The sequence below is a fragment of the Streptomyces sp. NPDC059696 genome (assembly GCF_042733745.1).
GTDB lineage: Bacteria > Actinomycetota > Actinomycetes > Streptomycetales > Streptomycetaceae > Streptomyces.
In genome coordinates, this window is record NZ_JBHWFG010000016.1 from 21,029 (window position 1) to 36,693 (window position 15,665).

14 protein-coding genes are annotated in these 15,665 nt (G+C 73.8%); 10 read left to right on the top strand and 4 right to left on the bottom strand.

Annotation, left to right across the window (positions count from 1 at the left end; genetic code table 11):
* Positions 1 to 13: 13 nt before the first annotated feature.
* The 3 genes from ACFV20_RS18875 (at position 14) to ACFV20_RS18885 (ending at position 3,098) form a co-directional block, all read left to right on the top strand.
* The gene (locus ACFV20_RS18875; protein WP_385657979.1) at positions 14 to 1,186 is read left to right on the top strand and encodes a sensor histidine kinase; all 1,173 of its coding nucleotides are present in this window, start codon (positions 14 to 16) and stop codon (positions 1,184 to 1,186) included.
* Positions 1,187 to 1,200: 14 nt separating this feature from the next.
* Positions 1,201 to 1,863, top strand: a complete 663-nt coding sequence (locus ACFV20_RS18880) for a response regulator (RefSeq protein WP_385657981.1) — start codon at positions 1,201 to 1,203, stop codon at positions 1,861 to 1,863.
* Between the two features lie 86 nt (positions 1,864 to 1,949).
* A complete protein-coding gene (locus ACFV20_RS18885; protein WP_385657983.1) occupies positions 1,950 to 3,098 on the top strand; it encodes an ROK family transcriptional regulator in 1,149 nt (382 codons plus the stop codon).
* Between the two features lie 72 nt (positions 3,099 to 3,170).
* Here the strand turns inward: ACFV20_RS18885 and ACFV20_RS18890 are convergent, their stop codons facing one another.
* Together ACFV20_RS18890 and ACFV20_RS18895 are read right to left on the bottom strand one after the other, a co-directional pair.
* Positions 3,171 to 3,932: a GntR family transcriptional regulator gene (locus ACFV20_RS18890; protein WP_385657984.1), complete on the bottom strand. Its 762-nt coding sequence runs from the start codon at positions 3,930 to 3,932 to the stop codon at positions 3,171 to 3,173.
* Between the two features lie 167 nt (positions 3,933 to 4,099).
* Complete coding sequence (locus ACFV20_RS18895) at positions 4,100 to 4,984, bottom strand: RNA polymerase sigma-70 factor (protein ID WP_385657986.1); 885 nt, start codon at positions 4,982 to 4,984, stop codon at positions 4,100 to 4,102.
* 112 nt (positions 4,985 to 5,096) lie between these two features.
* Between ACFV20_RS18895 and ACFV20_RS18900 the strand changes: the two genes are divergently transcribed.
* The 5 genes from ACFV20_RS18900 to ACFV20_RS18920 all read left to right on the top strand — a co-directional run bounded on the left by ACFV20_RS18900 (position 5,097) and on the right by ACFV20_RS18920 (position 11,249).
* On the top strand, positions 5,097 to 5,750 hold the full coding sequence (locus ACFV20_RS18900) for an NADPH-dependent F420 reductase (RefSeq protein ID WP_385657988.1): 654 nt from the start codon (positions 5,097 to 5,099) through the stop codon (positions 5,748 to 5,750).
* 121 nt (positions 5,751 to 5,871) lie between these two features.
* Positions 5,872 to 6,702: an alpha/beta fold hydrolase gene (locus ACFV20_RS18905; protein WP_385657990.1), complete on the top strand. Its 831-nt coding sequence runs from the start codon at positions 5,872 to 5,874 to the stop codon at positions 6,700 to 6,702.
* Positions 6,703 to 6,738: 36 nt separating this feature from the next.
* Entirely contained in the window at positions 6,739 to 8,184 is a 1,446-nt protein-coding gene (locus ACFV20_RS18910; protein ID WP_385657992.1) for a PLP-dependent aminotransferase family protein, read from the top strand.
* 130 nt (positions 8,185 to 8,314) lie between these two features.
* Entirely contained in the window at positions 8,315 to 9,883 is a 1,569-nt protein-coding gene (locus ACFV20_RS18915) for an alkaline phosphatase D family protein (protein WP_385657993.1), read from the top strand.
* 109 nt (positions 9,884 to 9,992) lie between these two features.
* Complete coding sequence (locus ACFV20_RS18920; RefSeq protein ID WP_385657994.1) at positions 9,993 to 11,249, top strand: GNAT family N-acetyltransferase; 1,257 nt, start codon at positions 9,993 to 9,995, stop codon at positions 11,247 to 11,249.
* 9 nt (positions 11,250 to 11,258) lie between these two features.
* Here ACFV20_RS18920 and ACFV20_RS18925 read toward each other — a convergent pair whose 3' ends face one another.
* Positions 11,259 to 12,479, bottom strand: coding sequence for a trans-sulfuration enzyme family protein (locus ACFV20_RS18925; RefSeq protein WP_385658290.1), 1,221 nt, complete (start codon positions 12,477 to 12,479; stop codon positions 11,259 to 11,261).
* A 67-nt stretch (positions 12,480 to 12,546) separates the two neighbouring features.
* Between ACFV20_RS18925 and ACFV20_RS18930 the strand changes: the two genes are divergently transcribed.
* Both ACFV20_RS18930 and ACFV20_RS18935 read left to right on the top strand, forming a co-directional pair.
* On the top strand, positions 12,547 to 13,038 hold the full coding sequence (locus ACFV20_RS18930) for an Lrp/AsnC family transcriptional regulator (RefSeq protein WP_107457283.1): 492 nt from the start codon (positions 12,547 to 12,549) through the stop codon (positions 13,036 to 13,038).
* A 31-nt stretch (positions 13,039 to 13,069) separates the two neighbouring features.
* Positions 13,070 to 14,761, top strand: a complete 1,692-nt coding sequence (locus tag ACFV20_RS18935; protein ID WP_385657996.1) for a DUF885 domain-containing protein — start codon at positions 13,070 to 13,072, stop codon at positions 14,759 to 14,761.
* Here the strand turns inward: ACFV20_RS18935 and ACFV20_RS18940 are convergent, their stop codons facing one another.
* The gene (locus ACFV20_RS18940) at positions 14,762 to 15,595 is read right to left on the bottom strand and encodes an SDR family oxidoreductase (RefSeq protein ID WP_385657998.1); all 834 of its coding nucleotides are present in this window, start codon (positions 15,593 to 15,595) and stop codon (positions 14,762 to 14,764) included. It lies immediately after the preceding gene.
* Positions 15,596 to 15,665: the final 70 nt, after the last annotated feature.

Consider the following 15,665-nt stretch of genomic DNA (forward strand, 5'->3'; position numbering starts at 1 on the left):
GCACGATGGCGCGGTGGTCCGGATGCTGCGCCCGCTCACGCGGGCGGTGACGTACAAGCGGTGGCTGCACATCGTGGTGGCCATCGTGTGGCCGTCGCTGTGGCTGTTCGTCGAGGAGGCCTGGTGGACGCAGGTCACGGCCGCCGTGCTGCTCGGGCTCGCCGGCCTGGTGCCCGTCACGCGGGTCGTGGAGGGGTTTCAGGCCAGGCTGCTGCTGACCGGGCCCCGGCAGGGCACCGGCGACAGCCCGGAGATCGTGACCACCCCGTCGGTCACCTGGGCCGATCGCGGGCGGACCGTGGTGTGGCTGGAGGCGCGGCTGTGCCTCGGCTGGGCGGTGGCCCACGTCTCCGTCCAGATGCCGCTCCTGGCGGTCGACCTGCTGACGGCGGGCCTCGGCCCGGGCGCCGCCGCCGACGGATTCGTGAGCGTCGAGGGCCACCACTGGTGGTACGCGGTGCTCGCACCCCTGCCGTTGGTGCTCCTCGCTGTGGTCGTGGTCGGGTCGGGCCATGTGACGACCGCTCTGGCGGGGCGCCTCCTCGGGCCGTCGCACGCCGAGCGGATGGCGGCGCTGGAGGAGCGCACCGAACAGCTGCTGGAACGCACGCGGATCGCCCGCGAGTTGCACGACTCCATCGGTCACGCGCTCACGGTCGCCGTCGTGCAGGCGGGGGCCGCCCGGGCGGCGGGCGATCCCGCGTTCACCGACCGCGCGCTGGAGGCCATCGAGGAGACCGGCCGGGCCGCCCTGGAGGATCTGGAGCGGGTGCTCGGGGTGCTGCGCGAGTCGGAGAGGCCGGTGAGCGGCAGACCCACCCTGGCGGACGCCGACCGGCTGCTGGAGTCCGCCCGTGCCTCCGGGGCGACGGTCGATGCCGAGGTGACCGGCCCGGTCGGGGCGGTGCCCGGGCCGGTGTCCCGGGAGGGCTACCGCATCCTCCAGGAGTCGCTGACCAACGTGCTGCGGCACGCGGGCGCGGTCCCGGTGCGCGTCCGCGTCCACGTCGCCGAGGGCGCCGTCGTCCTCGCGGTCCGCAACCCGCTGCCCGCCGGTGTGTCCGGCGCCGGTCGCGGCAGTGGCCTGCGCGGAATACGGGAACGCGCGGCCCTGCTCGGCGGCCGGGCCCGGACCGGACCCGACGGGGGCGACTGGCAGGTCCATGCCGAACTGCCGCTGAGTTGATCTACGCTGGCCCGATGCCGGTCACCGTTCTCCTCGTCGACGACGAACCCCTCGTGCGCGCGGGTCTGCGGGCCGTGCTGGAGGCCCAGCCCGACATCGAGGTCGTCGGTGAGGCCGCGGACGGGGCGGCGGTGATCCCCCTGGTGCGGCGGCTGCGGCCGGACGTGGTCGCGATGGACGTGCGGATGCCGCTGCTGGACGGCATCGAGGCCACCCGGGCGCTGCTGCGGACGGTCGACGATCCGCCTCGGATCCTCGTGGTGACGACCTTCGAGAACGACGAGTACGTGTACGAGGCGCTGCGGGCGGGCGCCGACGGGTTTCTGCTGAAGCGGGCCCGGCCGGCCGAGATCGTGCACGCGGTGCGGTTGATCGCCGAGGGCGAGTCGCTGCTGTTCCCGGCGTCGGTGCGGCAACTGGCCGCGGAGTACGGCGACACCGGCGGCAACCGTGCGGCCCGGGCCGTGCTGGAGCGGGCCCGGCTGACCGAGCGCGAGGCGGAGGTGCTGCGGCTGATGGCGCGGGGCCTGTCGAACGCGGAGATCGCCGTCCGGCTGGTCGTCGGGACGGAGACCGTGAAGTCGCACGTCAGCGCGGTGCTGGCCAAGCTGGGGGCGCGGGACCGCACCCAGGCGGTGATCGCGGCGTACGAGTCGGGGTTCGTGGCACCGGGCTGATCGGCGAGCGGTGCCCGCCCCTCGCCGGGGTGCGCCCCGCCGAAGTACGATCCGGCCATCACGCGCACGACCTGGGAGGACGGACGGTGGGGCGGCTGACCGGCGGGGATCCCTCGCTGCTGCGAAGGATCAACTCCGCGGTGGTGCTGCACGCGCTGCGTGCCACGGACTGCGCGACGCTGACCGAGATCACCCGGGTGACGGGGCTGTCCCGGCCCACGGTCGAGGGTGTCGTCGAAGGGCTCATCGAGGCCGGGCTGGTCGTCGAGACGGCGGCCGAGGAGGGCGCCGCCCGGCGGCAGGGGCGTCCGGCGCGGCGGTTCCGGTTCCGGGCGGAGGCCGGGCACCTGCTGGGGCTGGAGATCGGGGCGCACCGGGTGGCGGCGCTGCTGTCCGACCTGGACGGCCGGGTGATCGGCGCGCAGGCCAAGGAGGTGCCCGAGACGGCCGGGGCCGACGAGCGGCTGGAGCGGCTGCGCGGGGCGGTCGCCGAGCTGTTGCGGAGGGCCGGGGTGGCCCGCGGTTCGCTGAGGGCCGTGGGCGTGGCCACGCCCGGGATCGTCGAGGCCGACGGCACGGTCCGGCTGGGCACGGCGCTGCCGGGCTGGACGGGGCTGCGGCTGGGCGAGCGGCTGGGCCGGTCGTTCACGTGCCCGGTGCTGGTCGAGAACGACGCCAACGCCGCCGCCGTCGCCGAGCACTGGAAGGGTGCGGCCACCGAGTCGGACGACGTGGTGTTCGTGCTGGCGGGGCTCAGCCCGGGCGCCGGGGCGCTGATCGGCGGCCGGCTCCACCGGGGCTACGGCGGGGCGGCCGGGGAGATCGGGGCACTGCATCTGCTGGGCCGCGGGGTCACTCCCGAGACGCTGCTGTCCACCACGGACGAGCCCTTGCACCCCCTCGACGAGCAGGCGGTCGCCGAGGTCTTCGCTCAGGCACGCGAGGGCGACGAGCGGGCCCGCGCGGCCGTCGACCGCTTCATCCAGCGCCTGGTCCACGACGTCGCCGCCCTGGTCCTCGCCCTGGACCCGGAGCTGGTCGTGATCGGCGGCTGGGCGGCGGGCCTGGACGGCGTCCTGGCCCCCCTCCGCCAGGAACTGGCCCGCTACTGCCTGCGCCCTCCGGAGGTGACCCTCTCCGGCCTGGGGGACGCGGCCGTGGCGACGGGCGCCCTGCGCCTGGCCCTGGACCACGTGGAGGACCAACTCTTCGCGGTGGAGCAGCGCCCCCTCTAGGGGCGCGGGAACTGCGCGAAGAGCCTCAGCGCGCCGGCAGCCCTCCACGACCGCACCCACACGGCGCCAGGCTCAGGACGCCTGCTTCTGCAGCCCGGCGTCGATCTCCACACCCCCCGCGTCACCGAAGGTGAGACGGCAGGTGTCAGCCCGATACGTCGCGACCGACAGCGCGGCCACCCGCCCCCCGGCGACGAACCGCGTGGTCACCACCAGCACCGGCGCGCCCGGCAGCCGGTCCAGCTCCTTCGCCTCCTCGGCCCCGGCGGACCCCAGCTCCACCGCGTTCTCCTGCCGGTCCAGCTCCAGCCGCTGCAGCTCGCGCAGCACCGCGCGCGCCCGTGCAGCCCCCGACGGCGCGTCGATGCCGGACAGGTCGGGCACCGAGGACTGCGGGATGTACAGCAGCTCCGCGGCCACCGGCCGGCCGTGCGAGACGCGGGAGCGCCGCACGATGTGCACGGACTCGTCGCGGCCGGTCTCCAGCGCCTTCGCGACGCTCCCCGGCGGGACGGCGTCCGCGCAGTCGACGGGCTGCCAGGCATCCTCGGAACCGCCCGGCCAGGTGTGCGGGCCGGTGCCGAGGGAGATGCCCACGCGGGGCGGCGCGACGGTCGTGCCGACACCGCGGCGGCGCTGCAGCCTGCCTTCGAGTTCGAGTTGTTCCAGGGCCTGGCGGAGCGTGGCGCGGGCGACGCCGAAACGGGCCGCGAGGTCGCGCTCGTTGGGCAGGATCTCGCCCACCGCGAACTCCGAGTCGAGCGCTTCGCTGAGCACCGTCTTGAGATGCCAGTACTTCGGTTCCTGCACCGATTCCAGCTGCGTGGTCCCCACCCTGTCCTCCGCAATCGCCGTGGTCGGCGGCGTTTTAGCGCCCTTGTTTATTAAAGGTTGTTGCACTTCTCTGCGACCATAGGGCGGCCCTGATCCTTGGTCAAGACCAATGGCCGGGAACGTTCACGGGCTGTTCATCACCGGTCGGGTGCCCGCCGATCGGCGGCCTAACAGGACGTCAGGGACCGCAGCTTGTCGGGGTTGCGGATGATGTAGACGGACTGGACGCGGCCGTCGGCGACGTCGATCTGGAAGACGGAGTCGGGCCTGCCGTCGGCCAGGATCAGCGCGGCCGGACCGCCGTTGAGCTCCAGGAAGCGCACGGACAGACCGGGCAGGCTCTTCTGCGCCGCGCCGACGAGGAACCGGCCCACCTTGTCGGCGGAGTGCAGGACCCGCAACGGCGCCCGCGACTTGCCGCCGCTGTCGCCGACGAGCCGGACCTCCGGGGCGAGCAGCGCCATCAGGCCCTCGAGGTCGCCGTCGGCCGCCGCGGCGAGGAAGCGTTCGGTCAGGTCGCGGCGCCGGGCGGGGTCGACCTCGTAGCGCGGACGCCGCTCCTCGACGTGCTTGCGGGCCCGCCCGGCCAGCTGGCGCACCGCCGGTTCGCCGCGGTCGAGCATGGCGGCGATCTCCGAGTAGGGGAAGGCGAACGCCTCGCGCAGCACGAACACGGCCCGTTCCAGCGGGGACAGCGACTCCAGTACGACGAGGACGGCGAGGGAGACGGAGTCGGCGAGCACGGCCCGTTCGGCGGTGTCCGGCACGGTGTCGCCGAAGTCGGTGGCGTAGGGCTCGGGCAGCCAGGGGCCGACGTAGGTCTCGCCGCGGGCCTTGATCTGGCGCAGCCGGTCGATGGCGAGGCGGGTGGTGATCCGTACGAGGTAGCCGCGTGGTGCGCGCACGTCGCCGCGGTCGCTGCCGGACCAGCGCAGCCAGGCCTCCTGGACCACGTCCTCCGCGTCGGCCACGCGGCCCAGCATCCGGTAGGCGACGCCCAGCAGGACGGGACGGTGGGCTTCGAACACGTCGGTCGGGGTCTCGGTGGTCACGAGCTCCATCCCAGCCCACCGGTGCGGCCCTGTCCAGGCGGAATCGGCCCTTCCCGGACAGAATGGCCGACAGGGCGCCGTTGATCGGCGACGACGGCTTGCGGAGGTGGCGATGCGGTACGCGGTGCTGGGCACGGGGCAGGTCGGGCGCACGCTCGGCGGACGGCTGGTGGAGCTGGGGCACGAGGTGCGGCTCGGTTCGCGCACCCCGGACAACACGGCCGCCGTGCAGTGGGCCGCCGCCGCGGGCCCCCGGGCCGGCACGGGGACGTTCGCGCAGGCGGCGGAGTTCGGCGAGGTCGTGGTGAACGCGGTCGGCGGTCGGGTGGCGCTGGCCGCACTGGAGGCGGCGGGCGCGGAGCACGTCGACGGCAAGGTCCTGGTGGACGTTTCCAACCCGCTGGCGTTCGAGGAGGGCGAGCTGCGCCTGTCCCCCGTCGAGTCGGACAGTGTGGGCGAGCAGATCCAGCGAGCGTTCCCGCACGCGCGCGTGGTGAAGTCGCTGAACACGGTCAACTGCCGGGTGATGGTCGATCCGGCCAGTGTGCCGGGCGAGCACGACGTCTTCGTCTGCGGTGACGACCCGGAGGCCAAGGAGCAGGTGACGGCGCTGCTCGGGGAGTTCGGCTGGCCGGCGGAGCGCGTGCTCGACCTCGGCGGGATCCGGGCGGCCCGCGCTGTGGAGATGTGGCTGCCCCTGTGGGCGGAGCTGTTCCGGACGTTCGGGCACGCGGAGTTCAACCTGGAGGTGCGGCGGGCGCGTTGAGCGTCCGGACGACGAGGGTGATGAAACTTGGGGCTACCCGCCGGTAGCAATTGCTGACAAGCTGTCTCAGTGGAAGGACCCCCCAAGGCGTCCGTCAGCGAGTACAGCCGAGGAGCACCCCATGTCCGCCACCGTCTCCTTCGAAGTCCCCTCCGCTCGGGGCGAGCAGAGCGTGACCCTGTCCTACACGCGCCGGGGCCGCGGCGAACCGCTGCTCCTGCTGCACGGCATCGGCCACCACCGGCAGGTGTGGGACCCGGTGATCCCCGCGCTCGCGGCCGAACGCGACGTGATCGCCGTGGACCTGCCGGGCTGCGGCGAGTCACCGGCGCTCCCGGACGGCATGGCGCACGACCTGCCCACGATGAGCGCGGTCCTGACGGCACTCTTCGGGGCGCTGGAGATCGAACGGCCGCACGTGGCGGGCAACTCGCTGGGCGGCCTGCTCGCACTCGACCTGGCCCGGGCCCGGCTCGTCCGCTCGGTCACCGCCCTGTCGCCGGCCGGGTTCTGGAACGAGGCGGAGCGCCGCTACGCCTTCACCGTGCTGAGCACGATGCGGCAGATCGCCCGGCGGATGCCGCCGCCGCTGGTGGAACGGCTGGCCCGCCCGGCCCTCGGCCGTACCCTGCTGACGAGCACCATCTACGCCCGGCCGGGCCGCCGTTCGCCCGAGGCGGTGGTCGCCGAGACGCTCGCGCTGGCCCGGGCCCAGGGCTTCTCCGAGACCCTGCGCTCCGGCCGGACCGTGCAGTTCACCGAGGACATCGTGGGGACCCCGGTCACCGTGGCGTGGGGCAACCGGGACCGGCTGCTCATCCCCCGCCAGGGCGTGCGCGCCAAGGGCGTCATCCCCGGGGCCCGGCTGGTCCGGCTGCCCGGCTGCGGTCACGTCCCGATGAACGACGACCCCGCGCTGGTGGCCAGGGTCGTCCTCGACGGCAGCCGCTGACCGTTCGGGGGGACACAGCCTCTAAGGTCTCCCCTCATGAGGCCACCTGAGAGCGACCCGGGTGACGGCTCCGCGTCCGCCGCCTGGGAACTGCTGCTCCCCGCCGCGTCGGCACCGGCACGCACGCGTGGCCGTTCCCTGCAGGCGGCACTGCGTGAGGCGGTCCGCTCGGGCCGCCTCACGCCGGGCACCCGGCTGCCGTCGAGCCGTGACCTCGCGGCGGACCTCGGGGTCTCGCGCGGGCTGGTCACCGAGGCCTACGAGCAGCTGACGGCCGAGGGGTACCTGCGCAGCGGCCGGGGCGCCGGCACGTGGGTGGGCGCGGCCGTCCGGGCCGTCCGGCCACGGGCCCGCGATCTCGCTCCGCGCGCGTCCGGCACCCGCGCGGACTTCGTGCCCGGGACACCGGACCTGGCGCTGTTCCCGCGCACGGCGTGGGCCGCCGCGCAGCGCGCCGTGCTCGGGGAACTGCCGCACCAGGAGCTGGGTTACCCCGACCCCCGCGGGCTGCCGAGGCTGCGCACCGCACTGGCCGGACTGCTCGCCCGGCGACGCGGCGTGGTGGCCGACCCCGAGCGGATCGTGGTCGTCTCGGGCGTGGCCCAGGCGACAACCCTGCTCGGTTTCGCGCTGCACGCGCGCGGGCTGCGCACGGTCGGCGTGGAGGACCCGGGCAGTCCCCAGCACGACGCGCTGTACGCCTCGGCCGGGGTCACCGCCGTACCGCTGCCGCTGGACGACGAGGGTGTCGCCCTGGAACCGCTGCGGGCGTCCGGCGTGCGGGCCGTCGTGACGACACCGGCGCACCAGTTCCCCACCGGCATCGCCTGCTCGGCCGAACGGCGGGCCGCACTGCTGGACTGGGCGCGGTCCGTGGACGGCATCATCCTGGAGGACGACTACGACGGTGACTTCCGGTACGACCGTGCCCCGGTCGGCGCGCTCCAGGGCCTCGACCCGGACCACGTGGCCTACACCGGTTCGGTCAGCAAGTCCCTGGCGCCGGGCCTGCGGCTGGGCTGGCTGCTGGTGCCCGAGTCCTGGACGGAGGAGGTCGTCGAACGCAAGCGGACGATGGATCTCGGCCACCCCGCCCTGGACCAGGCGCTGTTCGCCCGCTTCCTGGAGCGCGGCGACTACGACCGTCAGCTGCGCCGCTGCCAGCGTGCCTACCGGGACCGACGGGACGCGCTGGTCGCCGCCCTGGACGCGCATTTCCCGGGGTCGGAGGTGTCCGGGATCGCCGCTGGTCTGCACGTGATCGCCACTCTGCCGCGCCGGTACGGGCCCGAGGAGCGGTTCCTCGCGCGCATGGCGGAGGCCGGGGTGGCGGTGCGCGCGCTCTCGGCCTACGCCCACACACCGGCCGGGCCGGCCGCGGCCGGGACCGCCGGGGACGTCCGGCTGGTGCTGGGCTACGCCCATGTGCCGCCCGCGCGGATCGCCGAGGGCGTGCGCCTCATGGCGCGGGCCGCGACCTGATGAGCCGACCGGTTCGCGCGTTCCCTCACCCTGCGGGCAGTTGTTCACTTGGGGTTCGTGTGTGCGCCGTGACATGCCAGTAGGTGTGGCTCTGCACACTTGGCCGGATCCCGTCCGTGGAGGCGCATCCATGTCCCAGTCCCACCGTCCGTCGCCCGGGCGCCGCAGCGTCCTGCGGGGCTCCCTCGCCGCGTCGGCCGCCCTGACCCTGCCCACCGCCCTCGGCGCGGCGCCCGCGTTCGCACGCTCCGGGCGCCCGGTCGCGCGGTGGGGTGTGCAGACCGGTGACGTGACCCGCGACTCCGGGCTGGTGTGGGTGCGCTCGGACCGCCCGGCCCGCATGATCGTGGAGACGTCGGCGACCGAGTCGTTCCGCGACCCGCACCGATGGCACGGACCGCTGCTGGGCCCGGACACCGACTTCACCGGAACGACCCGGCTGCGCGGTCTGCCGTCGGGCGAACAGATCCACTACCGCGTGCTGCTGGCCGACCCGGACGACCCGCGCCGCGCCGGCGAGCCGGTCACCGGCACGTTCCGCACGGCGTCAGCCAAGCGCCGCGACGGCGTGCGGTTCGTCTGGTCCGGCGACCTCGCGGGGCAGGGCTGGGGCATCAACCCGGAGCGCGGCGGCTACCGCATCTACGACGCGATGGGCGCCCTCGACCCGGACTTCTTCCTCTGCAGCGGCGACAACATCTACGCCGACGGCCCGATCGCCGAGACCGTGGCCCTGCCCGACGGGCGGACCTGGCGCAACGTCACGACCGAGGAGAAGGCCAAGGTCGCCGAGACGCTGGCGGAGTTCCGCGGCAACTTCCGCTACAACCTGCTGGACGAGAACCTGCGCGCCTTCAACGCCCGGGTCCCGTCCATCGTCCAGTGGGACGACCACGAGGTCGTCAACAACTGGTACCCGGGCGAGATCCTCACCGACACCCGGTACACCGAGAAGAACGTCGACGTGCTCGCCGCCCGCGCACGCCGGGCGTTCTCCGAGTACTTCCCGATCTCCACGCTGCGCCGGCCCGGCGGCCGGGTGTACCGCGTGCAGCACCACGGCCCGCTGCTGGACGTGTTCGTCCTGGACATGCGCACCTACCGCAACGCGAACTCGTCCGACGCCCAGACCACCGACCCGCAGGGCATCCTCGGCCGTGAGCAACTGGAGTGGCTCAAGCGGGAACTGTCCCGGTCGCGGGCGGTGTGGAAGGTGATCGCCTCCGACATGCCGCTCGGGCTGGTCGTCCCGGACGGGCCCGCCATCGAGGCCGTCGCGCAGGGCGACCCCGGCGAGCCGCTCGGACGCGAGCTGCAGATCGCCGAACTCCTGCGGTTCGTCAAACACCGGCGGATCACCGGCACGGTGTGGCTCACGGCCGATGTGCACCACACCTCGGCGCAGCACTACCAGCCGTCGAAGGCCGCCTTCACCGACTTCGAGCCGTTCTGGGAGTTCGTCTCGGGCCCGCTCAACGCCGGCGCCTTCCCCGCGAACGCGCTCGACGGCACCTTCGGCCCGGACCGCGTGTTCGTGAAGGCCCCGGTCACCGCCAACGTCTCCCCCGACGGGGGATACCAGTTCTTCGGCGAGGTCGACATCGACGGTCACAGCGGTGAGCTGACGGTACGTCTGCGGGAGCAGGACGGCTCCGTGCTGTTCACGAAGACGCTCCAGCCGGGGCTCGTCGGTCAGTAGGCACAGAGCGCAACGTTTGAAGCGTCGACAAAAGGGGCACAATGGCTCCTTTACCCGCCGGTCACAATGCGTTCGCGATCACGCAACACCGCTCGGTCACAGTGGGTGCATGACGCGAGAAGTGACCCATGTGACGCACACCGACGACAACTGCCGCCCCGCCACCTCGTGGCAGCGGATCGCGACGGCGTTCCAGGCCTGGCGGACACGACGCCAGGAAGACGCGCCGCCGACGAGTGATACCGGGTCCCCGGCGCCGGAAACGGTGCCGGGGGCGCACACCCTGTGGCGGATGCGGACCACGGTCCAGGAGGAACCGGGGTCACTGGCGGCGCTGTGCGGCGCCCTGGCCGGGCAGCGTGTCGACATCGTGAGCCTCCAGACGCACCCGCTCGCCGAGGGCACGGTCGACGAGTTCCTGCTGCGGGGCCCGGCGGATCTGCCGGCGTCCGCGATCACCACGGCCGTCGGCTCGGCCGGCGGCACCGACACCTGGATCGAGCGGGCCGACGCCCACGACCTGGTGGACGCGCCGACCCGGGTCCTCGGGCTCGCCGCCCGCACCGCCCTCGACTCGGCGGAACTCCCCCTCGCGCTGCGGCAGTTGCTGGGTCGCTGCACGATCCGCTCCCGGCCGGCCCCGGCCGGTGCCGACCGGGCGCCCGGGGACCTCTCCGTGGAGGGAGCCCTCGACGACACCGTGATGCGGCTGCGCGCTCCGGAAGGCGGCGTGATCATCGTGGAACGGCCGTATCTGCCGTTCACCCCCACCGAGTTCGCCCGGGCGAGGGCCCTGGTCGAACTGGACGCCCGGCTCGGGCCCCGGCTGCCGCACGGGCAGGACGTGTTCACGCTCGCCGAGGGCAGCGACATCACCGTGCGGCGGGCCGACACACGCGACCTCGAAGCGGCCAGGGCGATGCACGAGCGGTGCTCGCCGCGCACGCTGAAGCAGCGCTATCACGGGCCCGTCCGTGACGCCGACCGGTACCTCAACCACCTGCTCAGTCCGCGCTACGGCCGTACGCTCGCCGTGCAGACGGCCTCCGGGCGGATCGTCGGGCTCGGTCACCTCCTGTGGGACGGGGACGAGACGGAGGTCGCGCTGCTCGTCGAGGACGCCTGGCAGCGGCGGGGGGTCGGGGCGGAGTTGCTGCGCAGGCTGGTGGGGATGGCAGTCGATGCCGGGTGCTCGAGTGTGTATGCCGTGACGCAGTCGTCCAACACGGGGATGGTCGCCGCCATGCGGGGACTGGGACTGCCTCTCGACTACCAGGTCGAGGAGGGGACACTGGTCATCACGGCGCGGCTGGGTGAGGCGGTTGTGACGGCGGCGGAGGAGCTGGGCAGCGCCTCCGCGCCGTAAGGGTGCACCTCAGTGGGCGACTGCGGGCTCGTTGTGGTTGTTCGCGCAGTTCCCCGCGCCCCTTCGGGGGCGTCGTCCCAAGGCCGCGTCCAGATCCGACCAGAGGTCCTCGACGTCCTCCAGGCCCACCGACATGCGCAGGAGCCGGTCGCTGACGCCGGCTCCCCTGCGGTCGTCCGCGTCGACGATGCGGTGGCTGATGGACGCCGGGTGCTGGATGAGGGTGTCCACGCTGCCGAGGCTCACCGCCGGGGTGATCAGGCGGACCGCGGCGATCACCTCGTGCGGGTCGCCGTCCACCTCGAAGGCGACCATCGCGCCGCCGATGCGCGGGTAGTGCACCGTGGCGACCCGGGGATCGGCGGCGAGGCGCCCGGCCAGTTCGGCCGCCGTCGCGGAGGCCGCCCGGACCCGGACGGGGAGGGTGGACAGGCCGCGCAGCAGCAGGTACCCGGCCAGTGGATGCAGGACTCCGCCGGTGGCGAAGCGCACCTGGCGCAGCCGGCCCGCGAACTCCTCGTCGCAGGCGACCACACCGGCGAGGACGTCGCCGTGCCCGCCGAGGTACTTGGTCGCGCTGTGCAGGACCAGCCGGGCGCCGTGCTCGGCCGGGCGCTGGAGGACCGGCGTGGCGAAGGTGTTGTCCACCAGCAGCGGCACCGAACCGCAGGCGTGTGCGACGGCGCGCAGGTCGACCTCGGCGAGGGTGGGATTGGCCGGGGACTCGACCAGGACCAGTCCGGTGTCGGGCCGCAGGGCGCCGGCGACGCCGGCCGGGTCGGTCCAGGTCACCTCCGAGCCCAGCAGCCCGGCGGTCAGCAGGTGGTCGCTGCAGCCGTAGAGGGGGCGTACCGCGACGACGTGCCGCAGGCCCATGGAGCCGCGCACGAGCAGGACGGCGCTGAGCGCGGCCATGCCGCTGGCGAAGGCGACCGCCGCCTCGGTTCCCTCCAGCCGGGCCAGGGCCGTCTCGAAACGGGCCACCGTCGGGTTGCCGAGCCGTCCGTAGACGGGCGGGCCGTCCGGCTCGGCGCCGGTGGTGGCGAACGCGTCGATGCGGGCCGCCTCGCCGCGGCTGTCGTAGGACGGGTAGGTGGTGGACAGGTCGATCGGCGGGGCGTGCAGCCCCTGGCGGGCGAGGTCGTCCCGCCCGGCGTGCACGGCCTCGGTGGCGAGGGCTCGCGGTGCGGTGCGTACGTCGTCGTGGGCGCGCGTGCTCGTTGTGTCCATGTCCATGGTGGGCAAGGGTGAACATCGGCCGGGCTGCCGACTGCGAACCCCGTGCTACGTTCGGCCGATGGCTGAATCTGTCGTACTGGATCCGGTGGATCTCCATCTGCTGCGGCTGTTGCAGAACGACGCCCGGGCGACCTACCGGGATCTCGCCGCGCAGGTCGGGGTGGCGCCTTCCACGTGCCTGGACCGGGTGACGCGGCTGCGCCGCTCGGGCGTGATCCTCGGGCACCGGCTGGAGCTGGATCCGGCGAAGCTGGGGCGCGGGCTGGAAGCCCTGCTGTCGGTGCAGGTCAGGCCGCACCGGCGGGAACTGGTGGGGCCGTTCGTGGAGCGCATCCGGGCCCTGCCGGAATCGCGGACGGTGTTCCACCTGACCGGTCCCGACGACTACCTGGTGCATGTCGCGGTCGCCGACATGGCCGATCTGCAGCGGCTGGTGCTGGACGAGTTCACGTCGCAGCGGGAGGTGGCCCGGGTGGAGACCCGGCTGATCTTCCAGCAGTGGGAGTGCGGCCCGCTGCTGCCGCCTTCGCCCTCGGCTCAATCCGCGTGACGTGCGCGGTCCCTCGTACGAGGATGGCCGCATGTCTGAGATCAAGAGCCCGCTGCCCCGTGAGGTCGCCGACGCGTACGTCGACGAGCTCGTCGCCCTCGACCCGATCACCGGTACGTACCTCGGCGACGCGGAGAGTTCGAGCAGGTTGCCCGACACCTCGCCCGCGGGCCAGGAGGCACTGGCCGAGCTGGCGCGCCGGACGCTGGCCCGGCTGGACGAGGCCGAGCGGCTGCCCGGTGCGGACAGTGACATCGAGCGCCGGTGCGCGCGGCTGCTGCGCGAGCGGCTCGGCGCCGAACTCGCGGTGCACGAGGCCGACGAGAGCCTGCGGTCCGTGAGCAACCTGAGCTCCATCGCGCACGCCGTGCGGCGGGTGTTCACCGTGACGCCCGCGCGGACGGAGCAGGACTGGGCGGCGATCGCCGAGCGGCTGCGCGGCGTCCCGGCCGCGTTGGAGGGCTACCGGGAGTCCCTGGCGCTCGGCCTGGAGCGCAAGCTGTACGGCGGCCCCCGCGCCACCGCCACCTTCGTGACGCAGCTCGGTGAGTGGGCCGACGCCGATGGCGAGGGCCACGGCTGGTTCGAGCAGTACGCGGCGGCCGGCCCCGACTCCCTGCGGTCCGAGCTGGACACCGCCGCCCGGTCGGCCACCGAGGCCGTGGTCCGGCTGCGCGACTGGATGCGGGACGTGTACGCGCCGACGATCGAGGGCGCGCCGGACGTGGTGGGCCGGGAGCGGTACGCCCGCTGGGTGCGCTACTTCAACGGCACCGACCTCGACCTGGACGAGGCGTACGCCTACGGCTGGTCCGAGTACCACCGCCTCCTCGGCGAGATGAAGACCGAGGCCGAGAAGATCCTGCCGGGCGCCGGCACGCCGTGGGAGGCGCTGGCCCACCTCGACGCGCAGGGCACGCACATCGAGGGCGTCGACGAGGTCCGCGACTGGCTGCAGAGCCTCATGGACGAGGCGATGGACGCGCTCGACGGCACCCACTTCGACCTGGCCGAGCGGGTGCGCCGGGTGGAGTCGCGCATCGCCCCGCCGGGCAGTGCCGCGGCCCCCTACTACACGCCCCCGTCGGACGACTTCTCCCGCCCGGGCTGCACCTGGCTGCCCACCATGGGCGAGACGCGCTTCCCGGTCTACGACCTGGCGTCGACCTGGTACCACGAGGGCGTGCCGGGCCACCACCTCCAGCTGGCGCAGTGGAAGCACGTGGCGCAGGACCTCTCCCGCTACCAGGCGAGCGTCGGCATGGTGAGTGCCAACGCCGAGGGCTGGGCGCTGTACGCGGAGCGCCTCATGGACGAACTGGGCTTCCTGACCGACCCGGAGCGCCGGCTCGGCTACCTGGACGCGCAGATGATGCGGGCCGTGCGCGTCATCATCGACATCGGCATGCACCTGGAGCTGACGATCCCCGACGACTCGCCCTTCCACCCCGGCGAGCGCTGGACGGCCGAGCTGGCGCAGGAGTTCTTCGGCTCGCACAGCAGCCGGCCGGCGGACTTCGTGGAGAGCGAGCTGACCCGCTACCTGTCCATGCCGGGCCAGGCCATCGGCTACAAGCTCGGCGAGCGGGCGTGGCTGCTGGGCCGTGAGAACGCCCGCGCCCGCCACGGCGACGCATTCGACCCGAAGGCCTGGCACATGGCGGCGCTGTCGCAGGGCTCGCTCGGTCTGGACGACCTGGTGGACGAGTTGTCGGCGCTGTGATCAGCGGCGGAATCCGCCCTCGGAGTTGATGACCTCGCCGGTGATCCAGCCCGCCTCGTCGGTCGCGAGCCAGGCGATGAGGCGGGCCGGGTCGTCGGGCATGCCCCACCGGCCCGAGGGGAAGCGGGCGGCGACGGCGTCGTAGACCTCGCCGGTCAGGTAATCCGTGTCCACGGGGCCCGGGTTGACGGTGTTGACCGTGATGCCGCGTTCGGCGAGCGCCGTCGACAGGGAGCGGGTGATCGAGGCGAGGGCGCCCTTCTGGAGGGCGTAGGCGATCTCTCCCGGCATACCGCCCCCGATGTCCTGACCGGACGTCATCATCATCACGCGGCCTCCGGGGCCGGGCGGCCTCGACCGGGCGTGTGCCTGGACGAGCAGCAGGACCGCACGGGTGTCGACCGACCAGTGGCGGTCGAGCATCGCCGCGTCGATCTCGTCCAGCGCGCCGTCGAACCCGCTCTGCGCGTGGTTGGCGACGAGGATGTCGAGCCGTCCGCCGAGGGCGTCGGCCGCCCTGCCGACGAGCTCGGCGGGCACGGCCGGGTCGGCCAGGTCGCCGGGGCCCGCGACGATCCGGGCCGCGGGGTCGCCGGCCGCTTCGCGGACGGACGCGAGGACGTCCTCGGGGTTGTCCGCGCCCCAGGGCTGTTCGGCGTCGTGCGGAACGTGGTGGTGCAGACAGACGCTCGCGCCGTACGCGGCCAGGCGGCGGGCCACGGCGTGGCCGATGCCGCCGCGGCGGCTGGCGCCGGTGACGAGAGCGGTACGGCCGCGCAACGGCATGGGGTCGCGGCGCAGTTCCTCGGGGGCGGGGTGGGGAAGGCGGGGCATGGGTTCATCGTGATCGGAAGCGGCCGGTCCGTGCACGCGGTTTTCTCCGGCCGGCCGGGGCGCGCCCGCC

Coding starts and splice junctions, on each gene's coding strand:
- ACFV20_RS18940 (WP_385657998.1), bottom strand. CDS start 15,595: ATGCCCCGCCTTCCCCACCCCGCCCCCGAGGAACTGCGCCGCGACCCC.
- ACFV20_RS18935 (WP_385657996.1), top strand. CDS start 13,070: ATGTCTGAGATCAAGAGCCCGCTGCCCCGTGAGGTCGCCGACGCGTAC.
- ACFV20_RS18915 (WP_385657993.1), top strand. CDS start 8,315: ATGTCCCAGTCCCACCGTCCGTCGCCCGGGCGCCGCAGCGTCCTGCGG.
- ACFV20_RS18880 (WP_385657981.1), top strand. CDS start 1,201: ATGCCGGTCACCGTTCTCCTCGTCGACGACGAACCCCTCGTGCGCGCG.
- ACFV20_RS18900 (WP_385657988.1), top strand. CDS start 5,097: ATGCGGTACGCGGTGCTGGGCACGGGGCAGGTCGGGCGCACGCTCGGC.
- ACFV20_RS18930 (WP_107457283.1), top strand. CDS start 12,547: ATGGCTGAATCTGTCGTACTGGATCCGGTGGATCTCCATCTGCTGCGG.
- ACFV20_RS18925 (WP_385658290.1), bottom strand. CDS start 12,479: ATGGACACAACGAGCACGCGCGCCCACGACGACGTACGCACCGCACCG.
- ACFV20_RS18920 (WP_385657994.1), top strand. CDS start 9,993: ATGACGCGAGAAGTGACCCATGTGACGCACACCGACGACAACTGCCGC.
- ACFV20_RS18905 (WP_385657990.1), top strand. CDS start 5,872: ATGTCCGCCACCGTCTCCTTCGAAGTCCCCTCCGCTCGGGGCGAGCAG.
- ACFV20_RS18910 (WP_385657992.1), top strand. CDS start 6,739: ATGAGGCCACCTGAGAGCGACCCGGGTGACGGCTCCGCGTCCGCCGCC.